This window comes from Methanimicrococcus hongohii (assembly GCF_032594095.1).
In the GTDB taxonomy this organism is placed as follows: domain Archaea; phylum Halobacteriota; class Methanosarcinia; order Methanosarcinales; family Methanosarcinaceae; genus Methanimicrococcus; species Methanimicrococcus hongohii.
Genome location: NZ_CP131059.1, coordinates 1973518 through 1992969, shown reverse-complemented (window position 1 = coordinate 1992969; position 19452 = coordinate 1973518). Strand labels below are relative to the sequence as shown.

At 41.1% G+C, this 19452-nt stretch carries 18 protein-coding genes, 1 tRNA gene and 1 other RNA gene; 10 read left to right on the top strand and 10 right to left on the bottom strand.

Translation table 11 applies throughout. The features are described from left to right. Nucleotides 1–96: 96 nt before the first annotated feature. The 6 genes from MmiHf6_RS09130 to MmiHf6_RS09105 all read right to left on the bottom strand — a co-directional run bounded on the left by MmiHf6_RS09130 (nucleotide 97) and on the right by MmiHf6_RS09105 (nucleotide 6047). Nucleotides 97–726 carry a hypothetical protein gene (locus MmiHf6_RS09130; protein ID WP_316557480.1) on the bottom strand — a complete coding sequence of 210 codons (630 nt, stop codon included), beginning with the start codon at nucleotides 724–726 and terminating at the stop codon, nucleotides 97–99. Nucleotides 727–741: 15 nt separating this feature from the next. After that, entirely contained in the window at nucleotides 742–1995 is a 1254-nt protein-coding gene (locus MmiHf6_RS09125; protein WP_316557479.1) for a hypothetical protein, read from the bottom strand. Between the two features lie 65 nt (nucleotides 1996–2060). Further along, a complete protein-coding gene (locus MmiHf6_RS09120) occupies nucleotides 2061–3140 on the bottom strand; it encodes a hypothetical protein (protein ID WP_316557478.1) in 1080 nt (359 codons plus the stop codon). A 273-nt stretch (nucleotides 3141–3413) separates the two neighbouring features. Continuing rightward, on the bottom strand, nucleotides 3414–3809 hold the full coding sequence (locus MmiHf6_RS09115) for a Zn-ribbon domain-containing OB-fold protein (protein ID WP_316557477.1): 396 nt from the start codon (nucleotides 3807–3809) through the stop codon (nucleotides 3414–3416). Nucleotides 3810–3815: 6 nt separating this feature from the next. Next, nucleotides 3816–4988: an acetyl-CoA acetyltransferase gene (locus MmiHf6_RS09110; protein WP_316557476.1), complete on the bottom strand. Its 1173-nt coding sequence runs from the start codon at nucleotides 4986–4988 to the stop codon at nucleotides 3816–3818. A 9-nt stretch (nucleotides 4989–4997) separates the two neighbouring features. Continuing rightward, complete coding sequence (locus MmiHf6_RS09105; protein ID WP_316557475.1) at nucleotides 4998–6047, bottom strand: hydroxymethylglutaryl-CoA synthase; 1050 nt, start codon at nucleotides 6045–6047, stop codon at nucleotides 4998–5000. A 1038-nt stretch (nucleotides 6048–7085) separates the two neighbouring features. Between MmiHf6_RS09105 and MmiHf6_RS09100 the strand changes: the two genes are divergently transcribed. After that, a complete protein-coding gene (locus MmiHf6_RS09100) occupies nucleotides 7086–7325 on the top strand; it encodes a hypothetical protein (RefSeq protein WP_316557474.1) in 240 nt (79 codons plus the stop codon). Between the two features lie 67 nt (nucleotides 7326–7392). Here the strand turns inward: MmiHf6_RS09100 and MmiHf6_RS09095 are convergent, their stop codons facing one another. Continuing rightward, nucleotides 7393–8367, bottom strand: a complete 975-nt coding sequence (locus tag MmiHf6_RS09095; RefSeq protein WP_316557473.1) for a CPBP family intramembrane glutamic endopeptidase — start codon at nucleotides 8365–8367, stop codon at nucleotides 7393–7395. Nucleotides 8368–8679: 312 nt separating this feature from the next. Continuing rightward, nucleotides 8680–9423 (bottom strand): helix-turn-helix domain-containing protein, encoded by a 744-nt coding sequence (locus MmiHf6_RS09090; RefSeq protein ID WP_316558669.1) that lies wholly within the window; start codon nucleotides 9421–9423, stop codon nucleotides 8680–8682. A 301-nt stretch (nucleotides 9424–9724) separates the two neighbouring features. Here MmiHf6_RS09090 and MmiHf6_RS09085 point away from each other — a divergent pair, with 301 nt between their 5' ends. The 9 genes from MmiHf6_RS09085 (at nucleotide 9725) to MmiHf6_RS09045 (ending at nucleotide 18946) form a co-directional block, all read left to right on the top strand. Next, complete coding sequence (locus tag MmiHf6_RS09085; protein ID WP_316557472.1) at nucleotides 9725–10672, top strand: CRISPR-associated protein Cas4; 948 nt, start codon at nucleotides 9725–9727, stop codon at nucleotides 10670–10672. Nucleotides 10673–10803: 131 nt separating this feature from the next. Continuing rightward, entirely contained in the window at nucleotides 10804–11817 is a 1014-nt protein-coding gene (locus tag MmiHf6_RS09080; RefSeq protein WP_316557471.1) for an AIR synthase family protein, read from the top strand. 242 nt (nucleotides 11818–12059) lie between these two features. Then, complete coding sequence (locus tag MmiHf6_RS09075) at nucleotides 12060–13664, top strand: phosphoadenosine phosphosulfate reductase domain-containing protein (protein WP_316557470.1); 1605 nt, start codon at nucleotides 12060–12062, stop codon at nucleotides 13662–13664. A gap of 110 nt (nucleotides 13665–13774) precedes the next feature. Then, nucleotides 13775–14090, top strand: an RNA gene (gene ffs, locus MmiHf6_RS09070) — signal recognition particle sRNA. Between the two features lie 179 nt (nucleotides 14091–14269). Next, nucleotides 14270–14354: transfer RNA gene (locus MmiHf6_RS09065), tRNA-Ser, on the top strand. A 1133-nt stretch (nucleotides 14355–15487) separates the two neighbouring features. Continuing rightward, nucleotides 15488–16033: a hypothetical protein gene (locus MmiHf6_RS09060; protein WP_316557469.1), complete on the top strand. Its 546-nt coding sequence runs from the start codon at nucleotides 15488–15490 to the stop codon at nucleotides 16031–16033. 429 nt (nucleotides 16034–16462) lie between these two features. Further along, a complete protein-coding gene (locus tag MmiHf6_RS09055; protein WP_316557468.1) occupies nucleotides 16463–17017 on the top strand; it encodes a TATA-box-binding protein in 555 nt (184 codons plus the stop codon). Nucleotides 17018–17235: 218 nt separating this feature from the next. Next, on the top strand, nucleotides 17236–18186 hold the full coding sequence (gene aglJ / locus MmiHf6_RS09050; protein ID WP_316557467.1) for an S-layer glycoprotein N-glycosyltransferase AglJ: 951 nt from the start codon (nucleotides 17236–17238) through the stop codon (nucleotides 18184–18186). Between the two features lie 205 nt (nucleotides 18187–18391). Further along, entirely contained in the window at nucleotides 18392–18946 is a 555-nt protein-coding gene (locus MmiHf6_RS09045) for a TATA-box-binding protein (RefSeq protein WP_316557466.1), read from the top strand. A 40-nt stretch (nucleotides 18947–18986) separates the two neighbouring features. Here MmiHf6_RS09045 and MmiHf6_RS09040 read toward each other — a convergent pair whose 3' ends face one another. Both MmiHf6_RS09040 and MmiHf6_RS09035 read right to left on the bottom strand, forming a co-directional pair. After that, nucleotides 18987–19256 carry a hypothetical protein gene (locus tag MmiHf6_RS09040; protein ID WP_316557465.1) on the bottom strand — a complete coding sequence of 90 codons (270 nt, stop codon included), beginning with the start codon at nucleotides 19254–19256 and terminating at the stop codon, nucleotides 18987–18989. A gap of 4 nt (nucleotides 19257–19260) precedes the next feature. Further along, the gene (locus tag MmiHf6_RS09035) at nucleotides 19261–19383 is read right to left on the bottom strand and encodes a hypothetical protein (RefSeq protein WP_316557464.1); all 123 of its coding nucleotides are present in this window, start codon (nucleotides 19381–19383) and stop codon (nucleotides 19261–19263) included. Nucleotides 19384–19452 lie beyond the last annotated feature (69 nt).

The window sequence follows — 19452 nt, the reverse complement described above, 5'->3', positions numbered from 1 at the left end:
AATCCCACCTTTATAATTATCCGAATTTTATAATTAGATCATATTTATAAATCACTTTTATAATTAGTTGATAAGACATTTTAACCAAAACACAGATCAATCGTTGACAACAAAAATTCCGCGGAAAACCAATTGATAATAATTTTCTTCAATTGAATTAGAATTCGGATTTTTCAAATACAAAAGATATTTATCGCTGACTTCAAAATCCCAAGGTGTCGGGGAATAGCCGTCTTCACTGACTAAGCCGAAATTCTCAGCGTATCCGCCCCTAATTTGAACCGTAATTGTATCGGAAACATTACCAACCGCCGGATCATCAACTTTGAAAATAATCGGTGTATAAACTTCATCGGGGCTTGTTTGAACAGCCGGCAAAGCTTCAAGAACCGTGACGTATACGATGGTTTCGGATTGATTTAATATTTGAGCAGAAAGCTCTTTGAAAGTCATCGGTGTCGGATAGCCCGTTTCAGAAATGACCGCTTCATTTTCTCCTTCAGCGCCCTGTAAATGAACAGGAACTGGCGGGATATTTTCATGAGAAGGAGAGAATAATGAAACATTTTTATGAAGAGGATTGAGTCCGTATTTATTGATATCAGAATCCTTCATTTCATACATTTCATACATCTCATCCTCATTTTCGGATGAATCTAAACATCCGCTCATAAAGACAAAACAAATCAAAAGAAAAATGATCAAACCAATCTTTTTCAAACTCATCAAAATTTCCCCCGATCAATCTGTGATAACAGGATAAAGACCGCCAATCATCGGTTCCAACTCCCCGTTATAAATATATGATTCTTCCAAATAAATCAGATATTGGGTTCCTTCTTTCAAGTCCCAAGAAATCGGCTCTTGAACACTTTTTCGAATCATTAATTTTGAACCGTCAAAATGCCCGCTGTAAACCGTCACGGAAACATTTCCGGAAGCGTTTCCTTTAATCAAATCATCAATTCTGAAAATCACTTCAGAACCTGTGATTGAAATCGATTCATCGTTTGTCGGATAGGCGGAAAAACTATCGGCTTCTTTGACGACAGTTCCGTAAAAAGCCAAATCGGAATCAACAATCAGAGAAAAAGCCGCTTCATTTGCATACAAAACAGGCTCAACAGCGGGTTCGGTAACGGCTAAGCTGTTTGAATCATAGATACTGCTTTGAGATGTTTGCGGGTTGACATATTCAAATTCGAATGAAATATTTTCACGATCGGAATAAAATCCTTGAATTCTTTTATTCAGCGGATTCAAACCGTATTTCGTCGGATCGATTCGGAGATAATTCGGCGGTTTTTGATTAACACCGCTGACGGCACCGATTCGATTTCCGTTTCGAATCAATTCAGAGTAAGTGGCATTTTCATTCAAACGATTGGAATAAATTGCAATGCCGTCATGATAATCGATTTTCTCGACAAAAAGATTTTCACCGCGCGGCGTGACAATCAAATAATAATCAGAATAATCCGAGTCATCTGAAATGTTATTGTTTTCAAAATAATTTGGATCTTCATTCTCAGTATCATATACATCACCCTTCGACAAAAAGAAAAAGACGACATCGCCCCATTGATATGCCGCTTCTTCCGCACTGTTGCCGACGATTTTAACGTTGATGAAATAAGAATGCTGAATCCCGCTGAAACAATCACGAATTAAAACGGTCACATAAGAATAATGAGTTCCCGTTTTCATCAATGTTTCATAAACCGGCTCAGTTTCGGTTTCAAAATCCGGACCGGATTCGGAATCGGATTCTTCTTTTGAAAAAAGAGAGAACAAACGCCTTTCTGTATGATTTTCGGATTCTTCCAAAAGTATCGGCATGGGTTCTGTCGCTGAAATGACAACGCCTGAAATCACCAAATCACTGTGTTTGTAAAGTTCCGAGAGATTGTATTCGGGATAGATCACTTCGGGCGGAACAATTTCGACGGGAGATGTATCTTCCTTTAAACAACCCGATATTGAAACTGAAAACAAAATTAAAATGAAAAAAATGAAAAAAATGATTGAATACTGATTTATTTTCATAACAATATACCCCATTAATCCGGAATAACATAAATGCCTTTAAACATCAAATAATATGCCCCGTTTTTTTCTGTCAAGTAGAGCAAATATTTATCTCCTTCATTGAAATCCCATGGTGTCGGACCATCGATATTATAAATCACATAATTCCGAACATGTCCGCCGAAAATATTAACTTGAACCTCTGATGATAATGATTCTCCGATGATTAAATCGTCGATTGAAAAAATAACGGGAGTGAAAAAATACATGCTGCCTTCTTCCGGATTCTCGAGCGGATTATAAGCAAATGATTCCGTATAATTTACCGTTCCGTAAAATGCAAGATCCGACTTTTGAAGACAATCAAAAAGAATGGTTTCATCCGAAAAACTCGGCGGCTCACTTGCAACCGTAACGCCGGTAGAATTCGGATAATTCGGAATGTTTTCAGGACTTCCGGTTATGAAATCTTCAATGTTTTTGTTTAACGGATCCAAAGCCTCTTTGAGATCATCAAACGTTTCGGGATTGAAAATCGGTTCATGATAATTCAGTTTTTGCCCGGAACCGTATTCAAATTCTGACTGCAGTTCATCAAAATTGACGGATTCATTGAGAGCATTGACATAATTGCCGTCAGCCGCGACTATTTTTCCGAGAGGCGTTAAAACAAAATAATATTCATTTGATTCGTCACCTTTTACCAAATACAGAATCATTTCATCGCGCCAATGATATGTATCTGTGTCAAGCGGATTTGAAGAGTCTGAACCGTAATGAAATGTCCTGACGGTTACGAAATGGGAAGGAATATCGCCCTGATAGAAAGATGTTATCAAAAGAGTGACATCCGTATAAGATTCGGGTAGATCTTTGCTGCCCGAAAAAGATTCATTTTGAAATGATTCGGAAGCATTTTCATCTAAAGGATACGTTTCTGAAATGTGAACGACCAAACCTGAAACAATTAAATCACTTTTTTCACCTAACGTTGCATAGTTATACTCTTCAATATCCGACGTTTCAAAATATGGAAGAACGGCAAATAAACCGATAACGCCGATTATCAAAATACAAAAAATTAAAACGATCACAGCTTGAAAATATTTCATAAGAAGATAGAAGAACACATCAGATAAATAGGTATCCCGAGCATGAAATAGATAGATTTTGAAATTATAAAATAGTGAAAAATGTTCATTATATAAAATAAGTATTAAATTTCAAAACCAAAAAAAGCCCCGACGAATCGGGGCTTAGGTTTTCGTTTTTCATTCAATTGAAGTTTTCGAATAAATTCACATATTCAAATCTTTCAGATTTTGTTGTGAATTCGTTTTTATGTTTCGTTTTTATGTTTCGTTTTTGTAAATTATTTTATCAAATTACTCTTTATCGAGCTCGAACTTGGTACCGTAATAAATGATACCGGCATCGCCGTCGCTTCCGAGTTTTCTGAAAACGGAGTGGACGCGTTTGCCTGTTGCGACTTTTTCGGGCTCGTCAACGATTTGTGTCGTGAGCTTGGCGCCTTCATCGAGTTCGACGATTGCGAGCGCATACGGAACGAGGTCGCTGAATTCATCGGATGTGGTGTGCGTGATTGTGTAGGTCACGATTTTACCGGTTCCTTTGAACTTGTACTGTTCCATTTCACCGTCACGGCGGCATTCCGGGCAGAGGTTTCTGATCGGATAATAGTATTTGCCGCATGTCTTGCAGTGGGAGCCGATAAGGTTGTATCTGCTCGGCTGCTCTCTCCAGAATCTTGGTACTGTCATCGTAAATCACCTCTCGTTTGAGAAAATATGAACCACAGCTGTTGCGCCTGAGCCGCCGACGTTGTGCGTCATACCGTACTTTGCACCGTCAACCTGACGTTTGCCGGCCTCGCCGCGGAGCTGGTGGACAGCTTCGACAGCCTGTTTGACACCGGTGGCACCGACAGGGTGACCGGTTGATTTCAAACCGCCGGAGGGGTTGACAGAGATCTTTGCGTTGAGCGCCGTTTCTCCCGCAAGGGAAGCCGGACCGCCTTTTCCTTTCTCAAAGAAACCGAGGTCTTCAATCGCGCAGATTTCGGCGATTGTGAAACAGTCGTGGACTTCAACAAAGCTGATGTCTTTCGGGGCCAAGCCTGCCATCTCATAAGCGCGCTTCCCGGCCGCAACCGTCGCGTCAAGCGTTGTGATGTCGCGTCTGTCATGGAGCGCGATCGTGTCGCTTGCCTGAGCGCTTGCTTTGATGTAAATCGGCGTGTCCGAATATTTGTGCGCGTCTTCTGCGGGGACGACAATCACTGCGGCTGCACCGTCAGAAACCGGAGAGCAGTCCAAGATGTGAAGCGGGTCGGAAACCATAATGGATTTCAAAACCTGCTCGATCGTGAGCTTGCTGTGGTACTGGGCAATCGGATTGTTGATGCCGTTGTCGTGATTTTTCACGGCGACTGCTGCCAACTGTTCGCTTGTCGTACCGTATTTTTCCATGTGGAGTCTGGCAATCATTGCGTAAATGCCCGGGAACGTTGCTCCCTGAATGCCTTCCCATTCACGGTCGGCTGCGGCTGCGAGTGCGTCCGTCACGCCTGATCCGTCAATGTCGGTCATCTTTTCCGCGCCGGCTGCGATAACGACATCGCTGTAACCGGATGCGACGGCCTGGATGGCCTGGCGAAGCGCGAGACCGCCCGAAGCACAAGCCGCTTCGACACGGGTGGACGGAATGTTGAGGCCTTTTGCGAGACCGGAATAGTCCGCAATCAATGCGCCCAAGTGTTCCTGCTCGATGAATTTGCCGCCGCTCATGTTGCCGACGTACATCGCGTCAATCTGTTCGCCGCTGATGCCTGCGTCTTCGATTGCGCCGACACCGGCTTCAACGACAATGTCTCTGAGGGATTTTTCCCATAATTCTCCGAATTCGGTTGTCTTTGCACCGACAATTGCTACTTCTCTCATTTTTTCACCTCATCCGAAATTGATCTTACCTTTGTGGTGCGCGTATTTGCCGTAGTCCAAGTAAATCGGATCGGCGAGAAGCTCTTCGACTGTCGGGACTTTGCCGCGGTACTTTTCAATGTTGTCTGTCACGCGGATGCTGAATGCGTCAGATCCTGCGCCTGACCCGTAAGCGGTTGCAAAGATTCTGTCGCCGGGTTTTGCGATGTCAAGCGTTGCTGCGATGCCCATCAAACAGGAACCGGAGTATGTGTTTCCGAGTCTCGGGACGACAAGTCCGGGTTTGATCTGTTCTTTTGTGAATCCGAGCATCTGCGCGGCGCGTTCGGGGAATTTGCCGTTGGGCTGGTGGAAAACGGCATAGTCGTAGTCTTCCGGTTTGGTTCCCATCTTTTTAAGAAGTCCTTTTGCGCCGCTTGTGACGTGTCTGAAGTAACCGGGGTCTCCCGTGAAACGGCCGCCGTGGCTCGGATAGTGCTGGCTTTCGCGTCTCCAGAAGTCGGGTGTGTCTGTTGTAAAAGAGTATGTGTCTTCGATGATTGCGATGAGTTCGGATTCTTTGTTGCCGATCACAAATGCTGCGCCGCCGGCTGCTGCCGTGTATTCGAGCGCGTCGTTGGGAGCGCCTTGTGAGACGTCAGCGCCGATTGCAAGACCGATGTCGATCATGCCGGATCCGACGAGACCCATGCAGACCTGGACGGCTGCGGAACCTGCTTTACATGCGAATTCGAAGTCTGCCGCAGTCATTTCGGGCGTTGCGCCGACGGCTTCTGCGACGATTGTACTGGTCGGTTTGACCGCGTACGGGTGGCTTTCGGAACCGGTGTAAACCGCTCCGATTCTGGTTGCGTCAAGACCGACACGGTTGACGGCATTTCTTGCGGCAGATACGGCAATGGTTGCCGCGTCTTCGTCAACATCAGGAACGGATTTCTCGTAGACTTTTAAACCGTTCTTTAAAATTTCGGCATCTCCGCCCCAAACCTTAGCGATCTCTTCGGTTTTAATTCTGTAGCGGGGAATGTAAGCGCCGTAGGAAACAATTCCAACTGTCAATGTATTCACCTTTTATGTCAAATGATGACTGCGAAATAAGACAAAATTTAGAAAAATTGCTGCAGTCATTTCATATTTGGTTGTTGTTGTTTCAGCTCGTTGAACTGTTCTGTGCGCATAAACAACAATATCTCAAAAAGTGAAATTCAATCAAAAATCCGATAATTAAGCCGAACGGAAAACTAATTAATATTTTTCCTCTGTGGCGAATCGGATATTGAAAAAGGCCGATTTTTGGATATTATTAATTTGTTTATGTTATGGCTTTGAAACAGACCGAAAAACTGTCGCTTGATCCGACAAGGGTTCGAATCAAATCGAATCGGCAACAGTTCTTCGATGCAGATGTTTTACGTTTTTTCCTCATTAATTCCGTTTTTATGTTTTTAAACCATTTCTTCTGTCTGTTTAGAGCATTACCTCTTTTCGACTTCGGGTGTTCTTTGGTTTTTGAAAACTCAAAGCAACATACCCCGAAGCACTTACACCAAAAGATGAAATCGTGGTATATAAAAGTAACGTAGGCGATTTCGTTAATTGACGTGAAAAAAGAAAGAAAAACGTCAAAATATTCGGCTATTTCATAATTAAAATGAATATCGGATTAATGAATTAAAAAAATATTTCATAAGTAGAGGCGAATTTATAAAAAATTACGAGAAAGTCGCGATAAAAACGAAAAAGCATAAACAGAAGACTAAACAAAAGAAAACGAAAACACAAAAAAGCTGCGGCGAATCATAAATTCGACGAAACCCAAACATAGATTTTAAGAAATCGTTGAACCTGAACGCTCATTAAAATCCTAAATAAATGTATTAGATTTCGATAAAAGAAAGCGTTCCGATTTTTTGAGAAAATGAATGAAAATCGATGTTTCAATTGAATTTTAGGATTCAATTAAAAGTTCAAAAACCGCCACCTCCAACGACGCGTTTCCGAAGCGCAGCGGAGGAAAGAAGGAGTTGGAGATTCTTTCCATACGAAACGAAAGATCAAAAACAGCCTAAAATTTTAATTTTGCTTTTCGGCTCCTGCTTGGTTTCGTCTTACGCCTGTCTTTTACTGCTGCCTGATACTGCTAAGCCTGCAAGTCTGCAACTGTCTTTTAATGTTGCTGCTTGTGTGGCGGTCTCTGTTTCCGCCCGTATCTGCTCTTTTTTAAGAAATCCGTTCGCATTCGCGAACGTGCCGCCGCTACCTACAGGTTTGCGTTTTCGCCCAAAAACTGCCCGCCGCCGCGCGAGCCGCTCCGACTTTCAAAAAACAGAAAACTAACCCGCGTTTTTACAGAAAATAAAAGAGAAATAAAAAAATGAAAAATGAAAAAATGAAAAAATGAAAATTAAGACGGAAGCACGCTTATTCCAAGCATTGCTTGGATCACATTAAAAAGAATATAAAGAATCATCCAAAAGCTCGTGAAAGTCCACAAATAAAATAACGGCCTGGTTTTATTTTCTGACAGATATTGTTTGATGTTTTTACGCTCAATGAAAAGAGTGATGACTGCCCCGACAACGAAAATGATGTAAAGTGCAGGAAGAATGTAATCACCGATCGAAGGATCAATGACTTCAAGCAGTTTGCTCAGAATTTCGCCGAATACGAAATTGTTGATAATATGAAGCACAGCAGCCCATTTCCATGAAAATTCAAGCGCAACGTAGCCGAGGACGAGTCCGACGAAAAATGCGAAAACGCCTTGTGTAAAGTTTGCATGGAATAAACCGAAAAGTGCCGCCGAAGTAACGATTGCAAACAATTTCCCGTGGTTTTTAAGCGCGTGAAGAGCAGCACCGCGGAAAACGATTTCCTCGGCAATCGGCCCGATGAATGCGGCGTACATGAACAATGAAAATGTGACTTCGGCACCGGTCGCAGAATCAATTGCTTCAGCGGCTGTATAGCCGAAAAGATTTAGAATATTTTCAAAAAAGAAAGCGAAGACCAAAAAAATGACTTGAGCGCTCATCATACAAAAGAAAAGTTTAACGAAAGACTTTGCAGTCATTGATTTGTTCTTTGCCGTCAAATCTGTTATGAGCTCTCTTTTCCGATACAGAACAATGAAAAACATACCGAGAATAATACCGGCTAAAATCAGCCAACCGTTTTCAAAAATCGGATTGACCATCGAATCATAAAGTTCATCCGGCATGTCAATGTACTGAACCATAACATAGGCGGCTGCCGCGATAACGACAATACTCATTAAAATTTCATAAATAATAAGCGTGCGAGCCAAACGATTGATTTCTTTCCGAAATGATTTACGTTCGACTTTAACGGGGATTGCGGTTGTTATTCCTGCATCCAAGATCTCCGGTTTAGCATTTTCCGGAACTTCGGTATTTTCCGTAACTTCTGCATTTTCCGTATTCGTTTTATCAAGACCTCAATTCGTTTTTACATTTTAAAATTTGATTTTATTTATTTCATAATTAAATTAATATAATTATAAAAATAGATTGATAGTTTTTATAATTTTCAATGACTTTTGAAAGCTTACGCCTTTGACTGCAAAATTGAAAAAATGAACGCAAAATGAACGCAAACAAATCAAAAAAGAAATTAAAAGGAATCAATAGAAAAGAATCAATAGAAAGGAAGAAAAAATGAAGAGAGGAAATTAAATTCCTTTAATCGAATACTGACCGTATTTTTTCAATTCGGCAATCGCTTCGTCCAAATCTTTTGTTGTACACAAAAGCGGAATTCTGTCGACTTCTGCCATTTTTATCGCCATCGGATCAACTTCGTCTTTGGAAAGACCGTGCAAAACAATTGCGCCGGGCTTCAAATTTGTGACGCGGATTGCGACAAGCGGAGATTTGCCGGTTGAAACTTTTGTAAAAACCATGGCGCGGTCGGTACTCCAGCCGTAAAGGCGCTGGAATTCGTATGACGTCATTTCCAAGATTGAGCGCTTGCTGTCGACAACGGAAAAGCCGTAAAGCGGACGTTCCATGCCGCGGTAAAGAACTTGAGCGTCGAGAAGTGAGACAAGTTTTTGGAATTGGATCGGAATGGAATATTCGTAAGTGGAATATATGGATTCCTTGGAACTGTCAGCCGTCAGCATTGTTTCATAAGCGTGAATTTTTTGGCCGCCGCGTTCCGTATCAATTGCGAGCAGCGATTCGACGATTTTGCTGACCATGAGCGTTCCCGGAGATTTTCGTCTTCCGGATTCATAATCGCTGATAACGGAGGGCGAAACTTGCAAAGAATTAGAAATGTCAGTTTGAGAAACTTCAAAATTCAGTCGCCATTTTTTAAGACATTCGCCGGGTTTTTCAGAAAGCGTAATCTCGCCGGCCATTTTTTCGGCAAGTCTTTTCTTTAAATTTTCGAAAGCTTCGTTGTCTGTCATGACAAAGTGAAAACGAATGATTTCAATATAAATCTTGTCTTTGAAAATCGAATAATAAGACAATCCGAATAAAATCAACGATTAAGTTCTTTTTTCGAATCAATATAAAGTAAAAAAAGAAAAAATGAATTAAAATGAGTATGAGATAAAAAGCAAAAGATAACTGCTGCCGCCTTCCGCGCGCGAGCTGCACAAATTTTGAAAATATTCAAAAACGGATCCCGAATTTGAAAAACGAAATCAAAAAAGGGCGTGCTTTTAAAGTTATCGTTTTTGAAAAAATCGGAAGCTGAAAATACTTTTGATTTCTCCAAAAAATGATATGAAAAGAAAGAACGAAAAAAATGAAAAGAAAGAGAACGAAAATATTCAAAAAACAAATGACAAAACAGTTTTTGTTTCCGAAATCAGAATGTGGACGGCTTGTCCGAAACAATTGTATTTCAAAATATCCGCCGAAAGAAAAAGTCAGCCGGATTTAATATTTAATGAAAAGCGAGCCGGCGTTTTTGAAAACAAAATTTGGCGGGAAATTTGTTTGGAATTGCCGGCTTTGGTTTTGGAATTTGCTGATGATATTAATAATGATGAGAATAATATTGATGAAAAAACGGATGTCATTTTTGCCGAAAATTCTGAATTTAAGAATCGAATCAAAAAATTATTTGATGAAATAAAACAGGAAATAGATTTCGAAAATCTTCTTGAGAACGATTTTGATATTGAGAATGATAAAATTGAAAAGAAAATCGAAGAACTGAGCCGAAATATTGATTTAACGATTCAAAGAAACGGAACAAAGTTTTTCGAAGCAGCTTCAAATCCAACCGCTGTCGAAAAATCATTTTTATTTGAAAAAGCGGACCTGTTCGGCGCGCCCCCGAAGGTTTTAATCATTGATGAAAAACGGCTGCCGTATTTAATTAAAATTTCAAAAGCCCCGAGCGACGGCGTTTGGGAATCCGAGAGAATTGCGGCGACAGCATATTTGATGATTTTAGAAAGTGAATTCGGGCGGCAATTTGTTTCCGACAGCGTTGTGATTGATTATTTCGGAGATTATCGTTATGTTCGAATTCGACCGCAAAATCGTCGAAAAGTGTTTCGGATCATTCGAAAAATCAGAGACATTAAGAAAGGAAAAATGCCGCGCGAGAAAAATATTCGCTTATGCGGCGGCTGTGTTTATCGTGAAAAATGTCATGTGAAAGCAAAGACATTGTTTACAAAAATGTTCGGCGGCGAATAAAACCAAAAATCAAAAAACAAGCGTTAATTTAAATAAAGCGAAACATTTACGAATAGAATCAGGAAAAGAATCCGAAAAGATTCAAAAAGAGTCAAAACGATTCAAAAAAAGAGCCAAATACAGGAAAAAATATGGAAATCGGAAAAGTGCCTCACGACCTTTTGCAAAAAATCGTTTTTCAAAAGCTGAAAAACTTTGATGAAAAGGTGAAAGTCTCGCCCGGAATCGGCGAAGACTGCGCAATTTTAGATATCGGCGAACAATTTTTTGTTCTCTCGTGCGATCCGATTACCGGAACGGCTAAAGAAATCGGAAAACTTGCCGTTTATGTTTCCTGCAACGACATCGCTTCAAGCGGCGTTCGACCGCTTTGGCTTTTAGTTACAATACTTCTGCCGCCCGAATCAACGGAAGAAGATTTGGATAAAATCATGGCAGATATTTCCGAAACGGCTGCCTCTTTAAATGTCAGCATTATCGGCGGCCACACTGAAGTAACGGATGCCGTGACAAGAATCGTCATCAACACAACCGCAATCGGGATGTCTGACAAAAATAATGTCATCTGTTCGGCAGGCGCCGCGCCGGGTGACAAAATCATCATGACAAAAACAGCGGCGATTGAAGGAACGGCAATCATTGCTTTTGAAAAAGAAAACGAATTGAAAAAAGAATTCGGGGACGTTTTTGTCAAAAAAGCGCAATCGGAAATGTCTCAGATCAGCGTCATTGCCGAAGGCGTGACGGCAGGCGATTTGGGCGCAGATGTTGTTCATTCGATGCACGACATCACGGAAGGCGGTCTGTACGGTGCGCTTTGGGAAATCGCTGAAGCCGCAAAAACCGGCGTTATCGTGTATGAAGAAAACATTCCAATCACGGAAGAGACAAAAAAGATTTGTGAATTTTATAATTTAAATCCGTACCGATTGATTTCAAGCGGCAGCATGGTGATGACGACGCCGAATCCCGAACTTGTTTTGGAAAAACTGAATGAGAAAAACATTCCGGCAGCCGTTGTCGGAGAAATCGTATCCAATCCGTTGAAGCGCCTGATTTATAAGAATGAAAATCAGGATGTTGAAACGATGAGCGTGCTTCGCGCGCCGAAATCGGATGAATTGTATAAATTGCCGAGAGATTGAAGCGAAAAATCAGTTATTGAAAGAATTGATAACGATTCTGAAAAATGATTTTGAAAAATTATTTCTGTTTTTTTGAAAAGCTTATTTTTAAAAAATTGTTTAAAAAATTGTTTAAAAAATTGTTTAAAAAATTGTTTTGAAAACATGACTTTTGAAAACATAACTTTTGAAAAATAATACAATTGAATTGAAGCGCTGATAATGGAAATGGCTTTTAATAAGATGAGTCCGTTTTTCAATCCATGGTCAAACCTGTTTTTTTGGGAAAATTAGTTTTACACTGGTGTCCCGCATGCAATGTTCCTGTTCTGGAAGAAAAATGCGCCTGCGGCTGCCAAACAAATTTTGTAACGGTCACGCCGCCCGCGGATATTCGCCCGGCTTTTCCGTATGACATCAACCGCATCAACGAAGTTTCGGTTCGGCAATTCGGCAAAAAAATGATTGCAGAGGGCGAAATTGCCGTTTACAATAAAGCGCCTTACGATGACCGAATGGAAGAAATCATTTGCGGCGGCGAAATTATCGGAACGATTCGTTTTGAAATCGATAAACCCGGATGGGTCCTTATGCCGCGGCTGTCGGGCGCGCGCCGCATTTTTAACAAAAATTCTAAAATCGAAGATCCCGACGCCGAGACGAATCTTAAAAACTGGATCATGGTGTACGAAAAAGCCGTTCCTTTTGTCGCCGAGGGATCAAGCGTTTTAGTCCCGGGAATTTTTAAAACGGCTCCCGGATTTGAAAAAGAAGATGAAGTCGTGATTGTGACGCCCGACTTTGAAGTGATTGCCGTCGGCCGAGCGAAAATGTCAGCCGAAGAAATCAAAAATTCGGAGCGCGGCAAAGCGGTCAAGACGCGATGGACCGGAATTGAAAGCGAAAATGACTCTGAGCGAAATACGGCAGCAAGCGTTATGCCTGCCGATAAAATTGTTTCAGAGGGAACGCCGGTTCGCGAGATTTGGCAGAAAGTAATTGACGCCAATCGAAATGTGATTGACAAATTCGAAGCGGACAGCGTCAAATTCATGCAAAATGCTGCCGCGAACATGACAAAACAATTGACTTGTTCGTATTCGGGCGGCAAAGACAGTTTGGTGACGCTTCATTTGACGGAAAAGGCGTTTGGGAAAGATTCCGGTAATGAAAGAGATTATGAAATCATTTTCGCCGACACGGGTTTGGAGTTTCAGGAAACGATTGACAATGTCAAAGAAGTGGTTGACATTTACGGCAAAACACTGAGGGAAACGAGTGCCGGAAATGCGTTTTGGGACGAATATGAGACGAACGGTCCGCCGAGCGTTGATAATCGCTGGTGTACGCAATCCTGCAAACTGATGCCGATTACGAATGTAATTGAAATGAATTACGCGGATGACGGCGGCTGTTTGACTTTTATCGGTCAGCGCCAATATGAATCCAAAGCGCGCGCCAAGAGTCACAGGATTTGGAAAAGTCCTTCTGTGCGCGGGCAAGTCGGAGCGGCGCCGATTCAGGAATGGACGGCGATGCATGTTTGGCTTTACATTTTTGACAAAGATTTGCATTACAATCCGCTTTATGAGAAAGGGCTTGACCGAATCGGATGCTGGCTTTGTCCGGCGGCGTCGCTTGCCGACTTTGAAAATTTGAAGCACACGCATCCTGAAGCGATGGAAATGTGGGAAGGAAAATTGATCGAAGCCGGTCACGAAAAAGGAATTGAAAATCCTGAGGCGTGGGTCAAATTCGGTTTGTGGCGCTATGATAAACTGCCGCCTTTGATGCAGAAATTGGCGGCTGAAAAAGGTGTGATTTATAAAAATAAGAATCAAGCTGAGAAGCAGAAGGAAAAAGTTTGAAAGCTTGTTTTAAACTTAAAACAGGTAAATTTAAAACAAGATTCGATTAACAGAATCGGATTTGAAAGAATACGATAGGCTTATAAATTATCCCATGCTTATGATTTACTCGGTGGGCTAGTCAGGGCAGCTAGGCGTCGCTTGTAACCCGAAATCGCCGATACGCGGGTGACGAAGCTTTTGGCCAGGTGCATTGACTTTATGTCAAGTCCGAAATCTTAACGTTGAAACCTCGTCCTGCTGGGAATGTGGTGATTGCCGAGACAAAAGGAGTTTTGGTTCGGCTTTCTTAATCGTGGACACCGGTCCAGGCCCGGAAGGGAGCAGACTTACCGCGGACAACAGTCGCTTGCGGGGTTGCGGGGCGGAGGAGGGATTTCGGAGACTGCGTAGGGAAGATGTATCGAACCGAAGGCGTGCTCACCTTTTCAATCATCCCGATGTTTAAATTGTATTGAAAAATCAAAATGATTTAAAAATCGTAAAAATAATAAAAACTATAAAACCATAAATCATAAATTTGCGCTCGAATTCAATCCCGTTTGGGGTAAGCGTTAAATATCTCATATTTCATTTATGGGAAAGCAAAAACGAATTGTCATCATGACGAGATAGCCTAGCTCGGTAGGGCGTAGGATTGCTAATCCTATGTTGCTTTGCAACTCGGGGGTTCAAATCCCCCTCTCGTCGCTTTTTTGTTTTTAGATTTTTAATCGCTAAGCTTTGCTTTTATTCATTTTCAAAAAACAGCGGACAGGTTTGAAATTTTGAAGAAAAGTTGTGCGGCTCGCACGCGGCGGCGACAGCGGTGAAGGCGATGAAACGATTTAGACTATTATTTCAATTCGGATAAACACAAACATCCCTTTTCTTTAATCAAATCAAACCTGAACGCCCCTTAAAATCCAAAAAAAAGAAATCCTTTAGAAAAAAACGGCGTTCGTTTTTCTTTTTAATTTTGGGATAAAAACGATGTTTCAATTGAAATAAATATGAATGAAAAGTTCAAATACCGCCCCCGCAAGTTGAGTTTCCCGTAGCGAAGCGAAGGGAATTGAGACTTGGCGGATTCTTTCCAATACGAATTAAAAATTCAATTCCGACCTCACATTAGCTTATGCTGAACTAAAATCGGCGGGCTGTATATTCGTCGAATCAGAGTCAGAATCTCCAACTCCTTCTTTCCTCTGCAACACTATCGGAACCGCGTCGTTGAAGGGCGGTTAATCGTCTTTAATTTCAATTTTCGGAAAAACACAAACATCCCTTTTCTTTAATCAAATCAAAACCTGAACGCCCCTTAAAATCCAAAGAAAAGAAATCCTTTGGAAAAAAAGCGGCGTTCGTTTTTCTTTTTTATTTTGAAATAAAAACGATGTTTCAATTGAAATAGATATGAGTGAAAAGTCCAAATACCGCCCCCGCAAGTTGAGTTTCCGAGCGCAGCGAGGAAACGAGACTTGGCGGATTCTTTCCCATACGAATAAAAAATTGATTCAACTGACTCATTTAATTTAATATTTTAAATTTATAAATCGGCAACTGTAAATTCGTCGAATCATAGTCAGAATCTCCATCTCCTCCTTCCCTCCGCTCCGCTTCGGGAACTCGTCGTTGGAGGGTCGGTTTTTGAACTCTTACTTTATATCTAAAATTCAATTGAAACATCGTCTTTCATTCATTTTTCAAAAAATCGGAACGCTTTCTTTTATCGAAATCTAAAACATTTATTTAGGGTTTTAATGAGCGTTCGGGTTTCAACAATTAATGAAAACGGATGTTTGGTTTTAAATTGATATAGAAAGAAACCGTTGTTGAGATTCATGGAAATTGATGAAACTTTTTCTTCGATAGAAGAAATTCAAACACTTTTAGAAAAAGAAGGAATGACATGGCGCATTTCTGTCGACGAGATCAATGATGACATTAATGCTGACACCGATGATGATATTGATGATGAGATCGATGATGGCATTGACGGTATTGAAAACGATGGCGCTTGTTCTTCAAAAATTGTTTTGGAGTCGGTTTCATTTTCCGCCGACGCCGATACAATTGAAATTGAAAAATGGGAAGCGGAGCTTCCCGACATTGACGAAAAAGAAGAAAATGAATCAAATGAATCCGAAGAATTTGAAGAAAACGATTTGAGAAACAATTCGGAAAACGATTTTGAAAAAGCGGAAGTCATTTATTTTGATCTTTTCAAAAAGAAAACGTATACAAAAACACTTATTTTTCAAACAGAAGATGAAAACGAAAGCAATCTTGGCAGCAAAAGCGATGGCAACCCCGATAACAGGAGCGTCGAAAATGCCGGCAAACGAATTTATCGTTTAATCGGTTTTTGCGAAGCGCCGATGTCTTAAAAACATCTGAAATATAAAATTAAAGAAACCGCGCGCGAATTGATTTATAAAGGGAAAAATTGATTTTATTTCATTTTTACTTGATTTTTCAGATAGAATAAAAGTAATTTTTTATAAACTCTATATATACCCTTTATATACTTGATAAGCGTTTAAGAATATCCGCATTGATTCAAAAAAATTGAATTCGGAATTTACAAATCTGTTCATAAATTGTTCCAAATTTTATTTCAAAATTATCAATCTTTGTCACGATTTTGTTACATTTTATGATACAATTGACATTTATACATTTAACACAATTAATTAACACAATTAATTAACACAATTAATTAACACAATTAATTAACACAATTAATTAAATTAATTAGTACAATTTGTGTGTACATTTAACACGTTTATCCGCATAAAATCGCATACGGTAATATTATGAGCAATGAATCCAACCTTAAAATCGAAAACGTTGTCGCTTCTACAAAGTTAGCGGAAGAATTTGACTTAAACTTGATCGTCGAGAAATTCCAGACCGCCGAATACAACAAACAGAAATTCCCCGGCCTCGTTTACCGCGTTTCCGACCCGAAAGCAGCATTCCTCGTTTTCACATCCGGAAAAGTCGTTTGTACCGGCGCCAAAAATGTCGCTGACGTTCACACCGTTATCGGAAACATGGCAAAGAAATTAAACAGCATCGGCATCAAAACAATCGAAAATCCCGACATTGCCGTTCAAAACATTGTCGCGTCCGCCGACCTCAAGGCTGTTTTGAATTTGAACGCAATCGCAATCGGCCTCGGTCTTGAAAATATTGAATACGAACCCGAGCAATTCCCCGGACTTGTTTACAGAATCAGCGACCCCAAAGTCGTCGTTTTGATTTTCAGCTCCGGAAAACTTGTCGTCACCGGCGGCAAAACACCCGATGACTGTGCACGCGGCGTTGAAGTCGTTCGCGAACAGTTGGACAACATGGGACTTTTGTAAGTCCTTTTGTTTCCTTTTTCTTTTAATAATTTTCAATTTATATCTATATATATCTATAAAATTACATTTTAATTTACATTCAAATTTTACATTTAAATTAACATCTATAATTTACATTTGAAGTTATATTTGCAGTTTGCATTTAGCAGATTTTAATTGAAAATCCGTTTCAATTTATCAGCGGATTAAAAACATAAACACAACCTATCGGGATTATTATGACTGAAGACCGTACCATAATTTTTGACAAAAATGATGTTTGCATTTTTATTCCCGTTCTCAACGAAGAAGGCGCAATCAAAGACGTGATTGAAGGCTTTAAAAACGTCGGCTACAACAATATTTTGGTTTACGACGGCAACAGCAAAGACAAAACTCAAGAAGTTGCAGCCGCAGCAGGCGCCCGCGTTGTCGCGCAAAGCGGCAAAGGCAAGGGTCAGGCAATGATTGAAGCATTCGGCTCGATCACTGAAAAATATGTTGTCATGATCGACGGCGACGGAACGGAATTGCCTGAAGAAATCCATCATTTGCTGTATCCGGTTTTGGAAGGAAAAGCCGACCACGTCGCAGGCAACAGAATCGCCGGCCGAACGCCGGGCGCGTTTACAACATTGAATCTCATCGGAAACCGAATGATCAATTGGTTCTTCCGCCGCGCTTTTAAATCGGAATTGCATGATATTTTAACAGGATACCGCGCTTTTACGCGCGAATCGATTCAGGCTTTGGATTTGAAACAGCACGGCTTCGTCATTGAAACGGAAATGACGGTCGAATGTCTGACGAAAGGACAAAAACTCATTGAAGTGCCGATTACATATCTGCCGCGTCCCGAAAAAGTGGAAACGAAATTGCATCCCATTCGCGACGGCTACAGAATCAGTATGGCGATTTACAAATATTCGCGCTTCTACAATCCGAAATTTTTCTTCGGCATTTGGAGTTTATTGTCATTCATCATCGCTTTGCTTTTGATTGCCGCTCACCCGTTTATTACGTGGCACGCTTCAATGCTTGGAACCGCGTTCTTTTTCTTCGCGGGAATCGGCGTCTTGCTTCTTGTTGCAGGATATGTCGCCGACATTAACGCGACCCTTCACAGAAAAACATTGAAAGCGATTCAAGCGAACAGAAAAGAACAGGAAAAAGAATACGACCAGTTCTGATTCTTTTTCATTTTTACTTTTCTTTTTCCGGTCGGAACGAAGCGCGGGCGAATTTGATACGCAGTTTTAAGTTTTATTTTCTCATTTTATTTGATTTTTCAAGTAATGCCATTTGTGATTTTTTGTTACCTCAGATATACTTGATAAGCGTTGTAAGAACCCGCTGATTCAAAAATACAGATATAAATCACATTCGGTAATAATTATGACCAACAAATCAAACCTTAAAATCGAAAACGTTGTCGCGTCCGCCAAATTGGCGGAAGAATTTGACTTAGATTTCATTGTCGAGAAATTTCAGGGCGCTGAATACAACAAAAAGAAATTCCCGGGTCTTGTTTACAGAGTTTCAGACCCCAAGGCCGCATTCCTTATTTTCACATCCGGGAAAATTGTTTGCACAGGCGCTAAAAATGTCGCTGACATTTACACCGTTATCGGAAATCTGGCAGCGCAATTAAATGAAATCGGTATCGAAACAATCGAAAACCCCGACATCGTCGTTCAAAACATTGTCGCATCCGCCGATCTCAAAGCTGTTTTGAATCTCACTGCAATCGCGGTCGGATTCGGTCTTGAAAATGTTGAATACGAACCGGAACAGTTCCCCGGACTTGTTTACAGAGTCCGCGATCCGAAAGTCGTTATTTTGGTTTTCAGCTCCGGAAAGCTTGTTATCACCGGCGGCAAAACGCCCGAAGATTGCGCGCAGGGCGTTGAAGTCATCCGAGAATTGCTGGACAATATGGGGCTTCTGTAAGCTCATTTTTTCAGATTATATATTTGTCCAATTTTTATCTTTAAATATTGCATTCATTTAATTTTTTTGAAAATTTTGAAAAGATGGAGCTGAATTTTGATTGATATTTTGAAAAGCGGAGCGGCTCGCGCGGCGGCGTGCTGCTGCTGTTGCCGGCAGCGGGCAGCTGCGGCGCAAACCTGATCGGCAAGCGGAAACAGAAACCTCCCCCCGCTGCAAACAAACACCTCCCTCCCATCGCAAACAAACACCTCCCTCCCGCTGCAACCTGAAATTTTGTGAGGCGAAGCCGAGCAAAATTTAATGCCAACGGATTACCATAAAATGAGCAGATGCAAGCAGAAACAGAAACCTGACCGGCAGCAGCGCAAACCTGATTCGCAGCAGCAACATAAAAACAGTTGCAGACTGTTCCGCCTTGCAGGAACCGTAATCATAAAAGACAGTCGCAGACCGGCAAGTTTAGCAGGAGCCGAAAAGCTCAGCGGTTTTTATTTTTCGTTTTG